This window comes from Marinobacter sp. M3C (genome assembly GCF_023311895.1).
Classification (GTDB): Bacteria; Pseudomonadota; Gammaproteobacteria; order Pseudomonadales; family Oleiphilaceae; genus Marinobacter.
On sequence record NZ_CP092284.1, the window covers coordinates 886,256 to 902,388 of the forward strand.

The 16,133-nt window shown below is 55.6% G+C and carries 15 protein-coding genes and 1 tRNA gene; 9 read left to right on the forward strand and 7 right to left on the reverse strand.

Annotated features, from left to right (window positions below; genetic code table 11):
* Positions 1-35: 35 nt before the first annotated feature.
* From MIH18_RS03975 to htpG, 3 genes are all read right to left on the reverse strand, one after another.
* Positions 36-1,043, reverse strand: a complete 1,008-nt coding sequence (locus tag MIH18_RS03975; RefSeq protein ID WP_249013976.1) for a tRNA-dihydrouridine synthase — start codon at positions 1,041-1,043, stop codon at positions 36-38.
* Positions 1,044-1,148: 105 nt separating this feature from the next.
* Positions 1,149-1,367 carry a DUF2835 domain-containing protein gene (locus tag MIH18_RS03980; protein WP_249013977.1) on the reverse strand — a complete coding sequence of 73 codons (219 nt, stop codon included), beginning with the start codon at positions 1,365-1,367 and terminating at the stop codon, positions 1,149-1,151.
* Positions 1,368-1,386: 19 nt separating this feature from the next.
* A complete protein-coding gene (gene htpG / locus MIH18_RS03985) occupies positions 1,387-3,279 on the reverse strand; it encodes a molecular chaperone HtpG (RefSeq protein ID WP_249013978.1) in 1,893 nt (630 codons plus the stop codon).
* A 201-nt stretch (positions 3,280-3,480) separates the two neighbouring features.
* Here htpG and MIH18_RS03990 point away from each other — a divergent pair, with 201 nt between their 5' ends.
* The 3 genes from MIH18_RS03990 (at position 3,481) to MIH18_RS04000 (ending at position 6,673) form a co-directional block, all read left to right on the forward strand.
* Positions 3,481-4,770 carry a M48 family metalloprotease gene (locus MIH18_RS03990; RefSeq protein WP_249013979.1) on the forward strand — a complete coding sequence of 430 codons (1,290 nt, stop codon included), beginning with the start codon at positions 3,481-3,483 and terminating at the stop codon, positions 4,768-4,770.
* Between the two features lie 167 nt (positions 4,771-4,937).
* Positions 4,938-5,486, forward strand: a complete 549-nt coding sequence (locus tag MIH18_RS03995; RefSeq protein ID WP_249013980.1) for a hypothetical protein — start codon at positions 4,938-4,940, stop codon at positions 5,484-5,486.
* Entirely contained in the window at positions 5,483-6,673 is a 1,191-nt protein-coding gene (locus MIH18_RS04000; RefSeq protein ID WP_249013981.1) for an iron-containing alcohol dehydrogenase, read from the forward strand. Before MIH18_RS03995 ends, MIH18_RS04000 begins: the two co-directional genes overlap by 4 nt.
* A gap of 71 nt (positions 6,674-6,744) precedes the next feature.
* On the opposite strand, the gene MIH18_RS04005 is transcribed toward MIH18_RS04000, so the two are convergent.
* A complete protein-coding gene (locus MIH18_RS04005; RefSeq protein ID WP_249013982.1) occupies positions 6,745-9,231 on the reverse strand; it encodes an FtsX-like permease family protein in 2,487 nt (828 codons plus the stop codon).
* Entirely contained in the window at positions 9,231-9,959 is a 729-nt protein-coding gene (locus MIH18_RS04010) for an ABC transporter ATP-binding protein (protein ID WP_249013983.1), read from the reverse strand. The genes MIH18_RS04005 and MIH18_RS04010 overlap by 1 nt, the downstream gene beginning before the upstream one ends.
* A gap of 48 nt (positions 9,960-10,007) precedes the next feature.
* Between MIH18_RS04010 and MIH18_RS04015 the strand changes: the two genes are divergently transcribed.
* Complete coding sequence (locus MIH18_RS04015) at positions 10,008-10,637, forward strand: arylesterase (RefSeq protein ID WP_283164835.1); 630 nt, start codon at positions 10,008-10,010, stop codon at positions 10,635-10,637.
* 81 nt (positions 10,638-10,718) lie between these two features.
* Positions 10,719-10,794, forward strand: a tRNA-Asn gene (locus tag MIH18_RS04020).
* Positions 10,795-10,843: 49 nt separating this feature from the next.
* On the opposite strand, the gene MIH18_RS04025 is transcribed toward MIH18_RS04020, so the two are convergent.
* A complete protein-coding gene (locus tag MIH18_RS04025; RefSeq protein WP_249013984.1) occupies positions 10,844-11,692 on the reverse strand; it encodes a hypothetical protein in 849 nt (282 codons plus the stop codon).
* Between the two features lie 19 nt (positions 11,693-11,711).
* Here MIH18_RS04025 and MIH18_RS04030 point away from each other — a divergent pair, with 19 nt between their 5' ends.
* Genes MIH18_RS04030 through MIH18_RS04045 form a run of 4 tightly spaced genes read left to right on the forward strand, consistent with a single transcriptional unit; the run spans position 11,712 to position 15,245 of the window.
* Entirely contained in the window at positions 11,712-12,632 is a 921-nt protein-coding gene (locus MIH18_RS04030; protein WP_249013985.1) for a dialkylrecorsinol condensing enzyme, read from the forward strand.
* Positions 12,633-12,686: 54 nt separating this feature from the next.
* Positions 12,687-13,844 carry a beta-ketoacyl-ACP synthase III gene (locus MIH18_RS04035; protein ID WP_249013986.1) on the forward strand — a complete coding sequence of 386 codons (1,158 nt, stop codon included), beginning with the start codon at positions 12,687-12,689 and terminating at the stop codon, positions 13,842-13,844.
* Positions 13,841-14,260, forward strand: a complete 420-nt coding sequence (locus tag MIH18_RS04040) for a hypothetical protein (RefSeq protein ID WP_249013987.1) — start codon at positions 13,841-13,843, stop codon at positions 14,258-14,260. The genes MIH18_RS04035 and MIH18_RS04040 overlap by 4 nt, the downstream gene beginning before the upstream one ends.
* The gene (locus tag MIH18_RS04045; RefSeq protein ID WP_249013988.1) at positions 14,253-15,245 is read left to right on the forward strand and encodes a BtrH N-terminal domain-containing protein; all 993 of its coding nucleotides are present in this window, start codon (positions 14,253-14,255) and stop codon (positions 15,243-15,245) included. The genes MIH18_RS04040 and MIH18_RS04045 overlap by 8 nt, the downstream gene beginning before the upstream one ends.
* Positions 15,246-15,248: 3 nt before the next feature.
* On the opposite strand, the gene MIH18_RS04050 is transcribed toward MIH18_RS04045, so the two are convergent.
* Positions 15,249-16,133 (reverse strand): beta-ketoacyl synthase N-terminal-like domain-containing protein, encoded by an 885-nt coding sequence (locus tag MIH18_RS04050; RefSeq protein WP_249013989.1) that lies wholly within the window; start codon positions 16,131-16,133, stop codon positions 15,249-15,251.

The following is a 16,133-nucleotide window of genomic DNA, read 5'->3' on the forward strand; positions in this document are numbered from 1 at the left end:
TGTTGGTTAAAATCCAAATATCTGATATCAACACACTATCTTAGACTGTTCGCGACACCCTGCTGTTGGCCGAAATTAATTAAACGTTGATCGACGGCTGTGGCCTGATTAAGGAACTCGAACATAGGTGCCACTTCACGAATTTTGCGTGCCTGGGGCCAAAGGGCTTGGGCTTCGCTAAAGCCTTGGCGCAGATAGTTCATCCACTGTTTGATGCGCCCGGTTACGTACTTGTCCTCCAGCCAGCCCTGAAGCGCGACCCCGTATTCCTGCACCAGAGCCAGTGCTTCTGGCCAGGCCATCGGCTCGACGCTTTCACCGCGCTGGCTGGCGCGAATCTGCCGAGCCAGGTCTGGCCGCGCCACCAGGCCACGGCCAATCATCACATCGTCACAGCCAGACACTTCACGACAACGCCAGTAGTCGGCCACGGTAAAAATGTCACCGTTGGCGATCACCTTGGCCTTTACCGCTTCCCGCGCCTTGGCAATTTCTTCCCAGTAGGCAGGCGGCTTATAACCGTCTTTTTTGCTGCGGGCGTGAATCACGATTTCGCCGGCACCGGCTGCCTCCAAAGCTTGCGCACAGGCCACACCCATCGAGCGGTCGTCGTAACCCAGGCGCATTTTGGCTGTCACCAAAACCGTCGCAGGCACCGCCTGGCGCACGGCGGCAACAATTTCGTGCATTAGCTCGGGCTCACGCATCAACACACAACCGCCTTTATGCTGGTTCACGGTTTTGGCCGGGCAGCCAAAGTTGATGTCCACCTGGGTGGCGCCCAGTTCTGCCGCTTTGGCACCGTGGCGGGCCATCATGTGCGGGTCGGAACCCAGCAGCTGAACTGCCACCGGCACGCCCACCCGGGTCAGGGAGTTGTTATGAAGTTCGGGCGCGTATTTGTAGAAAATCCGCGGCGGCAGCATGCCATGGGTCACGCGAATAAATTCGGTCACGCACCGGTCAATGCCGCCCACTTTGGTGAGGGTTTCACGGATGGGTGCATCCACCAGCCCTTCCATCGGGGCCAGAATAATTCGCATGAGCGCTCCAGAGCAGGTCAAAACAGCGGTGAAAAAGTGATAAAAAGATTGATAACAACAGTGGCACTGAGGATGCCAAAAAATTAGGAGATAGATAAGAAGGGATTATACGCGTTCTATAGTTTCAAACTTGCCTTGGTCGTTGAAGCTGATGCAAAAACTGCCGCGAACGCCATCGTTCAGATAAAAGCGAGAAAGGATTCGAGCCGGGAAACGGACAGAGCGTCCGTCCCGGGCCCGCCCGGTCACATCTTGTGCAAGGCCCTGATAGAGCTTTATCCACTCGTCAGGGCCAATGCTGATGTCCACCACAATGCGCTGCATGGATCGTGTCCAGTCTGGCTTAGTTAGCCAGCTCCAACAGCAGACGGTTCAGGCGTGTTACGTAAGCGCCTGGGTCTTTCAACTGTTCGCCACTGGCCAGGGTCGCCTGGTCAAGCAGAACCGCAGACAGCTCGCCAAAGCGATCTTCACTCTGCTCACGCTCCAAGCGCTGCACCAGCGGGTGGTCCACGTTGATTTCGAAGATCGGCTTGCTGTCTGGCACGCTCTGGCCAGCGGCTTCCATAATCTTCTTCATCTGGGCACCCATATCGAACTCGGCCACTACCAAGCAAGCCGGCGAATCGGTCAGTCGATTGGTTACACGCACTTCCTGAACCCGCGCGTCCAACGCTTTTTTGATACGCTCGAGCAAGCCTTGGTGTTCTTTGGTGGCTTCTTCCTGGTGTTTTTTGTCTTCTTCGGTTTCTACATCGCCCAGGTCCAGCTCACCGCGAGCCACGTCCTGGAACTGCTTGCTGTCGAACTCATTGAGGTAGCCCATCATCCACTCGTCAATGCGGTCAGACAGAATCAGTACTTCAATGCCTTTCTTGCGGAACACTTCCAGGTGCGGGCTGCTCTTGGCGGCCATGAAGTTGTCAGCAGTGATGTAGTAAATCTTTTTCTGGCCTTCTTTCATGCGGCCGATGTAGTGCTCCAGAGATACATTCTGGGCTTCTTCACCGGTGTGGGTAGAGGCAAAACGCAGCAGGCCGGCGATTTTTTCGCGGTTGCTGAAGTCTTCCGCCGGGCCTTCTTTTAGCACAGCGCCAAATTCGTTCCAGAATTTCTGGTACTCGTCGCCTTCTTTTTTGGACAGCTTCGACAGCATGTCCAGAACCCGTTTGGTGACCGCGGTGCGAATGCTGTCGACGATACTGTCGTTCTGCAGAATTTCACGGGACACGTTCAGCGACAGATCGCTGGAATCAACCACGCCTTTGGTAAAGCGCAGGTACAGCGGCAGGAACTGTTCGGCGTCGTCCATAATGAACACGCGCTGAACGTAGAGTTTCAAGCCACGGGGTGTTTCGCGGTTGTACAGGTCAAACGGCGCGCGCGCCGGAAGGTACAGTAGGGTGGTGTAGTCCAGTTTGCCTTCCACTTTGTTGTGAGACCAGCTCAGCGGGTCTTCAAAATCGTGGGAGATATGCTTGTAGAATTCTTTGTATTCTTGGTCTTTAATTTCCGTGCGCGGCAATGTCCAGAGTGCAGTGGCATCGTTGACCGTTTCGTCTTTGCCCTTTTGCTCTTCTTCCTCGGATTCAGACGCCATAACCACCGGGAACGAAATGTGGTCAGAGTACTTCTTCACCAGATTGCGCAGACGCATGCCATCGGCGAATTCTTTGGCTTCCGGCTTCAGCTGCAGAACAATCTCGGTACCACGCTGGGCGCGTTCAACGGTTTCAATGGTGAACTCACCGTCGCCCTTAGACGCCCAATGCACGCCTTCGGATGCAGGCGCACCGGCGCGGCGGGTAAATACGTCAACTTGGTCAGCCACAATGAATGACGAGTAAAAGCCTACACCAAACTGGCCGATCAGCTTGCTGTCTTTCTTCTCATCACCAGACATCTGCTTCAGGAAGTCCGCGGTGCCGGAACGGGCAATGGTACCCAGATTGCTGACTACGTCTTCGCGGGCCATACCAATGCCGTTATCACTCAAGGTGACGGTATTGGCTTCGGCATCGTACGCCAGGCGGATTTTGAGTTCGGAATCGCCTTCGTACAGGCCGTCGTCTTTCAGAGCGGCGAAGCGCAGCTTGTCTTCTGCGTCAGAAGCGTTGGAAACCAGCTCACGAAGGAAAATTTCCTTGTTGGAATACAAGGAGTGAATCATCAGCTGAAGCAGCTGCTTTACTTCGGTCTGAAAACCCAGAGTTTCTTTTTGCGATTCAACCGTCATGGTGCGTATCTCTCCTGACTACTGTGGAACATAAAATAAGTGGCGATTTGTGCAACGCCATGGATCATGGAAGCAGAAATGGGGCCACCCGGAAGCATTTCAAGGCTAACGAGCCAGCGGATTTAACGTTGGTGATTAGCAAGACGGAACGCCACCTATGCTATAAAGCTCCCATAACTTTTGAATTAGCAGGAGCTCGCAGTGAACCCAATCACCAAATCCCAGATGTTGAAAGTCCTACTTACTGCGCTAACGCTGGCTTTTACTTTGGCCGGCTGCTCAGTCAATCCGGTCACCGGGGAGCGCCAACTGTCCATCATTCCGGAAAATCAGGAATTGAGCATGGGGGCCGAGCAGTACAAGCCCACCCAGCAAACCCAGGGCGGGCAGTTTTATGTCGACCCGGAACTGACCGTGTACGTACGCGAAGTCGGCATGAAGCTGGCAGCGGTGAGCGACCGGCCTGACCTGCCCTACGATTTTGTGGTGCTGAACAGCAGCGTGCCCAATGCCTGGGCCCTGCCCGGCGGTAAAATCGCCATTAACCGGGGCCTGCTGACCGCCCTAAGCGATGAAGCCCAACTGGCCTCGGTGCTGGGCCACGAAATTGTGCACGCCGCCGCTCGCCATAGTGTGCAGCGCATGCAGCAGGCACAGATTATAAGCTTGGGGGTGGGCGCTTTAGGCCTGGCGCTGACAGATAACCAATGGGCTGGGATGGTGATGGGCGGTGCGGCCGTTGGCGCACAACTGGCGCTGGCGCAGTACAGCCAGGGCGACGAACTGGAATCGGACCATTACGGCATCCGCTATATGAAAGCAGCCGGCTATGACCCTCAGGCCGCCGTAGAACTGCAACAGATTTTTTTGGAAATGTCCCAAGGACGCGAATCCAGTTTTATCGACGGGATGTTCGCAACCCACCCTCCCTCGGCTAAGCGGGTGTCAGAGAACCGGCAGCAGGTCAGTGAAATCGGCGGCGGAGGTTATCGTGGTGAAGACGTGTACCAGAAAAAAACAGCGCTGTTGCGTAAGCTGCAGCCCGCTTACGACGCTCACGACGAAGCGGTGGAACTGGCTGGTAAAAAAGAATACGCGGCGGCCATCGACAAGGTGAACCAGGCAATCAAGCTGGCCCCGCGCGAAGCGATGTTCTACAACCTGCGCGGCCGCTTATACCAGCAACAGGAAAATCTGGACAAAGCCGGTAAGGATTTTGACAAAGCGGTCGAGCTTTACCCGGAAATGTATGTGTATCGCATCTATAACGGCTTGAACGCGCTGGAACAGAACAATCTGGCCAAGGCCAAAGACAATCTGAACCAGGCCAACCAGTCGGTGCCTACGTCCATTGCGTTTCTACGCCTGGGCGACATCGCAGTGAAAGAGAACGATCGTGGTGAGGCCGTTGCCAATTACCGCACCGCTGCGCAGGCCGGCGGAGAGATCGGTCAGGAAGCTCAGGCAAAGTTGACGCGTCTGACCCAGTAACCCGTTAATCGTAGTTTCTAAAGCCGCAGACTTAAAAGCTTGCGGTTTTTTTATGGCAAAAAATGATCACAGTCACGGCTTTGAGCGACAGCTCGGTAAGCCGGATTGACTTTATAGAGTAATCACTCTAAAAATACGCTCAGTGACATTCACAGTGGGTAATAACCATGGCAACAAAGCACCTTCGGCCATTGGGCTCAAAAGCCAAGCGGCTATATGTAAACATTATGTTTCAGGTAATGGGCCGAGCCTTGCAGGCGGTCAGCGAGGTGGACGACGAGGTGTGCAATGAAGCGCGCCCACTGCCCATCGGTTTTCTATTTCAGATGATGGTGATGCCCAAGGGCGCCAGCCTGATGATTGAGCACGTCGGCGACGGGCGCTTTAAATACCACAGCGGAGAAGCGCCTCGGCCGATCGATTTATCAATAAAATTCAAACACCTGGAACACGCATTTCTAGTGCTTTCGTTCCAGGAAAAAACGTCGGTGGCTTTCGCCAACGATCGCATGCTGGTGGATGGCGACATCAGTTACGCGGTGCGTATGACCCGCATTCTGAACCGTCTGGAAGTCTTTATTTTACCAAAATTGGTGGCCGAGCGGGCGGTGAAAGCTTACCCACACAATTTGCAGCTGCCTGAAAAACTCATCAGCGCCGCCCGAATTTATCTGAAAGTTGCGACCCATTTTATTAAAACAGCGAGAGCATCATGAGCCGCCAATATTACGAGTTCTTCTGCCCGGTCAAAGTGATTGCCGGCAAAGCCGCTTTAGAACACATACCCTACGAACTGACCAGCATTGGCGCCAAGCGCCCGATGATTGTGACCGACAAGGGCGTGCGCGCGGTCGGCTTGCTAGACCCGGTGATTGCCGCCTGCGAAGACAGCGGTTTAGAAATTGTCTGTATTTTTGATGACGTGCCACCCGACTCGTCCACCAGCGTGGTGCGCACCATTGCCGCGCTTTACCGCAAAGAGAAGTGCGACTCTATTATCGCCGTAGGCGGTGGCTCGGCCATTGATACTGGTAAAGCGGTGAATATTCTGGTGTCTGAGGGCGGCGACGATCTAGCCAAGTACAGCGGTGCCGGTGTGATCAAGCATCCGTTGAATCCGTTTTTTGTGGTGCCTACCACCGCAGGCACCGGATCGGAGGTGACGTCTGTCGCGGTCATTACCGACGAGGTAAAAGGCGTGAAGCTGCCCTTTACGTCGGCATTCTTGCTGCCCAACGCGGCGATTATTGACCCGCGAATGACCGTCACCCTGCCGCCGCACATCACTGCGGCCACTGCCATGGATGCCATGACCCACTCGGTGGAAGCCTTCACCTGCATGGCGAAGAACCCGCTCAGCGACGCTTATGCCACAGCGGCCATCAAAAAGGTCAGCCAGTTTCTGCCCAAGGTGATGGACAACCCCAAAGACGTCGACGGCCGCCTGGAGTTGGCGCAGGCATCCACTATGGCGGGCATCGCGTTTTCCAACTCCATGGTGGGCCTGGTACACGCGCTTGGCCACGCCACGGGCGCTATCTGCCACCTGCCCCACGGCCTGTGCATGAGCCTGTACCTTCCCTACGTGCTGGAATACAACCTTGAAACCATTCGCCAGCCTTTGGGTGAACTGTTGCTCTATTTGGATGGCCCGGAAGTGTATTCCGCCACGCCTTCCAGTCGCCGCGCCGAAGCCAGCATTGCCGCCCTTCGCAAGATGCGCAATACCTTGTACCAGCAGTGTGAATTACCGCGCACCCTGAAAGAAAGCGGCAAAGTCACCTATGACCAGTTGGAAGCCATTGCCCAGATGGCACTGGACGACGGCGCCATCATGTTCAACCCGAAAGAAGCCGATTTGAAAGACGTGCGTGCAGTGCTGGAAAACGCTTGGGCCGGATAAACTCGGGCGCGGTATAAGCAGCAGCTTCGCAGCCGAAAGGCTGCGAAGCTGCTAGACATTAACGCTGGAAATTACTCCAGCCTCCGCAACAGCAGCATCGGCGACACGGTTAACACCGGACGCAACTGCCAGCGTCCGAACAACGACAGCACCACCGCACTGATAAATGGAATCGGTAGCACGACCAGCCAGTGAACACGGAAATCCCCTTCAAACATTTTCATCTGAAGCGCAAAGACCGCGGCTTCAGCCGCAACAACGCCGAGAATACCGGCAAAACCTCCCAGCAACGCGAATTCCAGCATGGTTGCCCGCACCAGCAAACTCTGACGACCGCCCAAGGTACGCAGCAGTGCCCCTTCGCGCTGGCGATCCTGCAAAGTGGCACTGACCACCGCCGCCATCACCACCAGTGCAGCGGCCAGAATCAACCCTAAAATAGCCTCGATGGCTTGGGTAATTTGCACCACAATCAGCTGAATACGTTCGATAATATTGTCAACCTCAAGCACCGATACTGTGGGGAATTGACGGGAGAATGCGTTCAGTTCGTTTTTCGCCGTTTTTGGCAAAAAGAAACTGGTGATCCAGGTTGCCGGCAACTGGCGCAGACTGCTATCTGGCGAAAACGCCACGTAGAAGTTGGGGGTCATACTGTCCCACTGCACGCTGCGGATACTGGTCACGGTTTCAGTGATCTGCTCCGAACCAATGGTGAAGGTCAGTACGTCACCCGGCGTAATGCCAAGCTTTCCAGCCAGCTCAGATTCCACCGATACGCCATCTGTTTTGCCCGGGGCGAACCATTCACCATCAACAATGCGGTTGTTTTCTGGCAGCGCGTCCATCCAGGTCAGGTTCAGCTCGCGGTTCAACGCATTCACCCGTTCGTCTTTGCTGACTGCCTCTTTTACCGGTTTGCCGTTGAGCAACGTCAGGCGGCCACGCACCATGGGGTACATAGCGTCCAGAGGCTGGCCGCGGCTGTTCCAGAATTCGTTAATATCGTTCACGGCCTGGGGGCTGATATTCACCATAAAGTGATTGGGCGCGCCTTCAGGCAGCTGCGCACGCCAGTCGTCCAGCAAAGAGGTGCGCACCAAAATCAGGGTGGTGGCCAGCATCAGCGTCATGGCGAATACAGCAATTTGCGACAAACTAGCCTGGCGGTGCCGGTAAAGACCCAACAGCGCCAGGCGCCAGGCATTGCCGCCGCCGCGCACTTTGCGCAAGCCCAGCACCAACATCCAGCCCAACAACACCAAAGTGGACAGAAGCAGGCCGAGGCCCACTAATAAAGCCAGCACCAGCTGCACATCGCCGGCGTAAGCCCACACCAAACCAAACACACCCACAATACCAATGATAAAGTCGGGTACCAGCTCGCGCCGAGATTCCCCCGGCTGGCTGCGCAGCACCCGCATAGCGGGTACGTTGCGCAGGCGGCGTATGGGCGGGTAAGCAAAAGCGAACAGCGACACCAGGGCCGTCAGAACCGCCGGCGTTAGAGCCTTCGGGTCAAGGTAAACGTCTACTGGCTGATCCAACACATCACCCAATATCTGACTCAGGCCCCAGAACAACGGTAAAGCCACCAGCAAACCACCGACCATGCCGACAACGCCCCAAACGGCCAGTCGGCGCAGGTACAAACGGCCGATGCGAGGGCTGCCGACGCCCAGAGTTTTCAGCAACGCTACCGTATCGCGCTGCGACACGGCGTATTGACGACTGGCCACTGCCACCGCCACCGCGGCCAGAAGTACGGCCAGGCTGCCGCCCAGCAGCAGGAAGCTTTCGGCCCGCTCCAGTGAGGCCGACAGGGTTTCACCGTCACGCACGCTGCGCCATTCCTGACTGGGTTGCAGCTGGGGTTGTAGCCACTGCTCGAAACCCGACAGCTCAACCGCGTCGCCGGCAAACAGATACACAAAGCTGACCCGGCTGCCTTCTTGCAAAACGCTGGTCGATGCCACATCGGATTGGTGCATCATAACCCGTGGTGCCAACGCTGCCAGGCTGAAGCCGCCGTCAGGCTCGCGCTCCAGCAGACTGCCAATCACCAACTTGCGAGTGCCCAGCTCAAGCTCATCGCCCACATTCAATTCCAGCAAGCGCAGCAAACGCGGGTTTATCCAAACCTCGCCGGGAGCTGGGCCAGATTTCAAGGTTTGCCGTGGCTCGTCGTAGCCCGTGCGAATTTCGACTTCGCCACGCAGCGGATAACCATCACTGACAGCTTTTACCGAAACCAGTTGGAAGTTGCCACCGCCGAATACCATGGTGGAAAACTCAGTCATTTCTGCCGTTTCCAATCCACGCTGCTGCGCCTCAACGAGCCAGGCCGGCGGCAGTGGTTGGCCGTTTTCCGATTCCAGCTGGCGGTCAGCCGCCAGGAATGAGCTGGCCGATGACACCAGAGTGCGCTGCAACTGGCTGGCAAACAGCGCGATGGTCGCCACCGTGGCCACGGCAATAATCAGCGCCGCCAGCACCACCCGAACATCCCGCTCGCGCCATTCGCGGCGCACCGACTGTAATTTACCGGTGGCGGCCATCAGCTTGCTGCCTTCTGGCGAGTTTCCGGCTCGCTCAACACGCCACCCTCAATGTGGAACTGTCGGACACAGCGAGCCGCCAGCTGTTCGTCATGAGTCACCATCACCAGGGTGGTGCCCTGCTCGCGGTTCAGTGCCATCAGCAAATCCGATACGTCTTTGCCGGTACGGTTATCGAGATTGCCGGTGGGTTCATCGGCGAATAGAATCGCAGGTTCGCAGGCGAAGGCGCGGGCTATGGCCACCCGCTGCTGCTCGCCACCGGATAACTGCCGCGGGGTATGCGTCAGACGCTCCCCCAGGCCTACCCGCTGCAAAAGCTCCCGCGCTCGCGCTTCGGAATTTTGGCGACCGGCCAGTTCCAGCGGCAACATCACGTTTTCAAGAGCGGTCAAAGCCGGCAGTAATTGAAATGACTGAAACACAAAGCCAACTCTTTGGGCCCGCAGCGCGGCGCGTTCGTCTTCGCTCAGAGCACTGATGTTTGCACCGTCCAGCTCAATGCTGCCTTCGCTCGGCGTATCCAACCCGGCCAGCAGGCCAAGCAACGTGGTTTTTCCGGAGCCGGAGCGCCCGACAATAGCGACGGAGTCGCCCTGATTGATTTCCAGGTTGACCCCTTGCAAGATCGTTAGCGTATTGGATTCAAGGTCCACCTTGTGTGTCAGCTTGCTGACCCGCAATATCACGTGGGGATTCGGTTGCAGCTGGTCATTAGATTGATTCACGGCTCTGATTAATCCTGTCCTGTGGCGAAAAATTTGGGAGACTATACTGTGTTCAAGAATACGATTTTACCGGCGGTCAGATCATTTGCACTGCTATTCGTGCTGGTTATGACGCCCGGTTTGATCAGTGCCAACACCCTACTGGTACTGGGCGACAGCCTGAGCGCGGCCTACGGCGTGCCGGAAGAAACCGCTTGGGTGAATTTGCTGCGCCAACGCCTGGCCGACAATGGCCACAACGACTGGAGCGTGGTAAATGCCAGCATCAGCGGCGAAACAGCCGACGGCGGAGCCCGCCGGCTGCCGGATTTACTGAACAAGCACCAACCACAACTGGTGATTGTGGAGCTGGGCGGCAACGATGGCCTGCGCGGTTTCCCACCGCAAGTGATCGAAAAAAATCTGGCCTCGATGCTTAAAAACAGCCAGCAGGCCGGCGCCCAAACCCTACTGGTGGGTATGCAAATACCGCCCAATTACGGCGACCGTTACACCCAGGCTTTCGCGGCAATTTTCGGAGATCTGGCGCAGCGCTACAACTCCGCACTGGTGCCCTTCTTTCTGGATGACATTTACAACGTTGACAGCTTAATGCAAAGCGATGGCATTCACCCCACAGAACCGGCCCAAAGCATTTTGCTGGATAATGTCTGGCCCCACCTGGTGCCTTTACTGTGAGTCAACGCTAACAACCCTTTTATTTCAGGGTGTTGACTCCGGCGCCAAAAGCGAATAATATCCGCGCCGACTTGATGCTGTTCCCTGATAGCTCAGTTGGTAGAGCAACGGACTGTTAATCCGTTTGTCGCTGGTTCGAGCCCAGCTCGGGGAGCCACTTATTTTAAAATGCCGCTGATTCGAAAGAATTAGCGGCATTTTTCGTTTCAGCTCTCACTAACAACGATAAACTCGCCGGCTGCAATCACTTCTTTACCGTAAACTGAGGAAAATGCGCACTGAACCGCGCCTGGCTGGACAACCTCCTCAATCACTTCCACCATCAACTCCCCTTCCACCGGCATTGATTCACCCGTATAGCGCTTCAATGCCCGCACCAGTACGATCACCGCCCTGCTCATTGGCTCACCGCCCATGCTGAGTTTCCGGCATGCCATCAGTTGTGCAGCGTACTCCAGCGTCGCCCATGCAGGCAGGCCATCTTTATCGACCAAGGGGTGATTGTCGGTGATAACTGCACGGGTTTGTGCACCATTCTCAATCAGCGCGAACTCCTTGATCAGTTGCATCGCGCCAGCATGGGGTAATTGTTCACACACCACTTGGGCGGATTGATATTTCGATTGGTCATAGACCGAACGCCTGCCTGAGCCAGTTTGCAGTTGTTGGCTGCTGAATATTCCTTTGGCTACGGGTTTGCCGGCCACCGCACAGACCAGGCGCCAGGTGTCTGATGCTTTTTCCTGGCACTCGACGTCAATCCGTTTGCCAGGCTCTATTGGCCCCAGTAGGCGCAGCTGTCGAATGTTGGTTACCGAATTGACAGTCGCCTGTTCCAGCTTCCGCACCAAGTGTTCAATTAACACCACCGCCGGAACAATTGGAGCTCCCGGGAAATGACCGGGCATGGCCGGGTGGGATCTTGATATTTCAAAGCTAAATTGCATGGCTTCAACTGTACTCTGAGGATCCAGATAAAGTGGTCCTGTGTTATAGTCGTCCACTATACCGATATCAAGGGCGTGACCGTTTTTTAATTCGCGCGATTCTGGCACTGAGCTCTGGAAGCTGACAATGAAGAAGGTTCTGGTCGTACATTATTCCCAGAGCGGGCAGCTTGATAATTTGGTAAGGGAGTGTACGAGGCCACTGGTCGAATCGGATGGTATTTTAGTGACATTCGAAAATATCCGTCCGGTGGAGGATTTCCCGTTTCCTTGGCCTTTTCTGGAATTTCTCGACGCATTTCCCGAATCTGTTTACCAAGACCCGCCTCCTATTGAAGACCCAAGTGTTCTCGGTGACGAAGATTTTGATCTTGTCATTCTTGCGTACCAAGTATGGTTTCTATCGCCCGCTCTGCCAATGACGGCATTTCTTCAGCATCCGCGTGCCAGGCAGTTGCTTGACGGCAAGCCCGTGGTTACGCTGATCGCTTGTCGGAATATGTGGCTGATGGCTCAGGAAGATATGAAACAGAAACTGACGGAGTTGAATGCCAGCCTGGTCGGTAATGTGGCGATGGTGGATGAAGCCGGCTCGCTGCTGAGCTTTTTTTCCACGCCCCTTTGGGTGCTCACCGGCCGCAAAGGGCCGTTCTGGGGTGGTCTGATCCCAAGAGCCGGCGTTTCAGAAAAAGAGATTGCTGCCAGTGAACGCTTTGGTCGGCGTATTCGCGACCGATTGACAATCAAAGGTGAAATATCTTCAGAGATGTTCCGGGGACTGTCAGCCGTCCAGGTCAACGAGGGGCTAATTTCCAGTGAGAAAACCGGAAAGCGGGCGTTTCGTCTGTGGGGCCGACTGCTTCGGGCACTTGGCCCGCGGGGGGCGTGGCAACGCAAACCGGTCCTGATGTTTTATTCAGTTTTCCTGGTGACCATGATTCTGACAGTGGTTCCGGCAGGAATACTGATCAAACGTCTAATTTCGCCATTGACACGCAAGCGCATTGCGCGGCAAAAAACCTATTTCAGTGCACCCTCGGGCGAATAAGACTCTAAATTGTTTCACCTTCCGGCCCCGGCCAGTTACCGAGCTGTTTAACATATGAAGAACGTTTATATTACCGCCATCGCCACGGCGCTGCCCAATGCACCTGTCTGTAACGACGATATAGAGTCGGTACTTGGCCAGGCTGGCACTCAACCTTCACGAGCACGACGGGTAATCCTAAAAAGTAACAAGATCAAGAACCGGTATTACGCGGTGGATCCGAAAACCGGCGAGCGCACTCATACCAACGCAGAATTGACTGCAGAAGCCATTCGCGCGCTGGGCGACCGGTTCAGTAAAGGCATGGATTGCCTGGTATGTGGCACTAGCCTGCCTGACCAACTGATGCCCAATCATGCGGTTATGGTTCATGGCGAACTCGCATCCCCTCCTTGCGAGGTGGTGGCGACAGCAGGTGTGTGCCTGGCTGGAATGTCAGCGCTCAAGTATGGCTGGATGTCCGTTGCCACCGGTGAACATCAACGGGTGGTGAGTACAGGCTCAGAAGTGGCGTCGGCGGTCCTGCGCGGCAAGCTGTTCGAACCAGAGGCCGCTACCTCTGCAGACACCCTTAAGAAAAAGCCGGAAGTGGCTTTTGATAAAGATTTCTTGCGCTGGATGCTGTCAGACGGTGCCGGTGCAGTTGCTCTAGAACCTATCCCAGCCAAGGAGGGACTGTCGTTACGAGTCGACTGGATTGATATCCGCTCCTTTGCCAATCAGCTGGACGCCTGTATGTACGCTGGCGCCCGCAAGCGTGAAGACGGCAGCCTGGAAAGCTGGAAAGACCTACCTCACGAAACTTGGCTGACAGAGTCGATCTTTGCCGTTAAGCAGGATATCCGCCTGCTTGATGAGAATATCGTTGCCACCACTATCGAGCAGTATCTGCCCGAGGTAATCGAGAAGCATCAGCTCTCCGCTGATGATATCGACTGGTTCTTGCCTCATTATTCGTCCGGCTTTTTCCGCGAGCGTGTCTATGAGAGCATTAAAAACGGCGGACTGGAGATTCCGTTCGAACGCTGGGCCACTAATCTACCCGATAAAGGCAACACCGGTTCTGCATCGATCTACATCATGCTTGAGGAGCTTTACCAGTCCGGCAAATTGGAACTCGGCCAAAAGCTGCTTTGCTGGGTACCTGAAAGTGGCCGTTTCTCTTCGTCTTTTATGATGTTGACCGTGTGTGACCATCAAAACCAATTATGAAACTGGACGACGTACCTCAAGACACGTCCCGGTCGTTCGACGGCCAAAAAAAGCGCCTATATGCCCTTAACGCCGACGGCGAGTACACTGCAGCGCTGTCAAGCGGTTGGGAAGCAGAAGACGTTGTTTTGGATCAGGCCATAGAAGAGTACAACCGTTTTAGTCGTGAAGCTCGTCAACGGGTGCAACAAGGCCTCGCTTCTCCGCTGGAATATCACATGTACGCCCACCGAATGGATGTGACGGTTCTGGCACAAGCCACGGGCTTTTTTCGCTGGCAGGTTCGCAGACATCTGAAACCGACCGTTTTCAAACGCCTGACACCACGCAAGATGCAGCGCCATGAAGAAGCGTTCCACATGACGGCCGAGCAACTGCGCACTCTCCCGCCGGAAGACAAACCACAAAATGACTGATTTCAATCACCAGCAGACCGCTCACTGCGAAAGTGGTGCGGTGGCAGCCCTGCTGCGCCATAACGGTCTGGATTTGTCCGAGCCCATGATATTCGGGCTGTCCTCTGCCCTCACCTACGCCTACATTCCGCTGGTAAAAGTGGGAGGAATGCCACTGCTGGCCTACCGCATGCCCCCCGGTCGCATCATTCGCGGGTTGAGCAAGCGCTTGAGCATTCGCTTCCATTTCGAGCGCTTCCGCTGCCCGGAAGACGGCACAATAGCGCTGGACAAATACCTGGAAAAAGGATTTCCAGTAGGCCTGCAGGCGTCGATTTACTGGCTGCCCTACTTTCCGGAAAGCATGCGTTTCCACTTCAATGCCCATAACATGGTGGCCTATGGCAAAGACGCGGAAGACTACCTGATCAGCGACCCGACATTTGAGCAGCCGGTTCGAGCGGATGTTGCTTCTCTACAGCAGGCGCGATTCGCCAAGGGTGTGCTGGCTCCGAAGGGGCTGATTTATTACCCGGAAACCATCACTCAAACCCCGGATTTGACCGCCGCTATCCCAGGAGCTATTCGCTCAACCGTTAACATGATGCTGCGCACGCCCCTGCCCTTTATCGGTGTTCGGGGCATTCGCCACGTTGCCCGGCACATAGAAAAACTGTCACCCGCCAACGAACACTGCAACAAGCTGCTTATCGGCCACATGGTGCGCATGCAAGAAGAGATTGGAACCGGCGGTGCCGGCTTCCGTTTTCTGTTCGCGTCCTTCCTGCAGGAGTCGGCACACTTGCTTTCTCATGAAGGCTTGGCGCAAGCCGCGGACCAGTTCACCGATGCGGGTGATGAGTGGCGCCGCTTTGCGCTTTATGCGGCCAAGATGCTTAAAGGGCGAAGTGCATTGGACTATGGCAAGCTGGCCACACAGCTGCGCAAGGTGGCCGATATGGAACAACAGGGCTATCGACAACTGTTGGAACTCAAATTACGTTGATACCTAAAACGCCGCCTTTGGCCAGGTGACAACAGTGTGGAAGCGGCCATCGGTATCGGCGGCGATCACAATCAGGGGTGAGTTTTCGCCCGACTGCAGATAGCGAATCAAGGCGCCGGCAGCATGGCCCGGATACGCTGCCAACGCCGGATCAAATCCTTTCAGCATTGGCCAGTTTTGTAAGCAACTTGATGTCATGCGCTGCTGAGTCCAGGGCGACAGCGACACTCGATATTCAGTCGCCGGGTCCAGTTGGTTCAACCATTGATCTAGCGCGCGCTCGTCTACCAGAGTGGCCATATCTGTTATCGAAGCGAGGCTGTCAGCCCTGCCCTCAGGCGCCACCAAGAACCAATGACTGCCCTCGCCAACCTCCGTACCCGTTTCCAGCCCGAGACGAAAGCGATGATGCTCAAGCGGCAGAACCGCTTCATCCACCGCCCCAACCAATGCCTGCGATACAGCTCCCGTGCCGATATCCATGGCCGCCAACTGCAGAGCAGCAACCACTGAGGCATCGCCCCGAGAGACAAAGAGGTTCCGATGGCGCAGCCCGAGGTTGCGGGCAACAAAGTAGCCGGCCGAGTTGCTCAGGGTATTGATGAAGTTGGCGGGTTTGGGCACCACACCGCTGCAGATCATCTGCTCATGAACCTTCGTGATATTGCCCAACGAGGCAAAGCGTGAGCCGATGTACAGCCCCGCATCGTGTTTAACGTCAGCGCCGTCAATACATTGAGCTGAACCAATCAGTGCCATCTGGGTGAACCGATCAATGCGTCGGAAACGTTCGCGACACGCTGCCGTAGCAGCGGCTCTCAGATTGGCCAGGCCCTGATCGGGATCAACGGTCTGGTACTGACCTCCGATGGCAATAATATCGAGCAT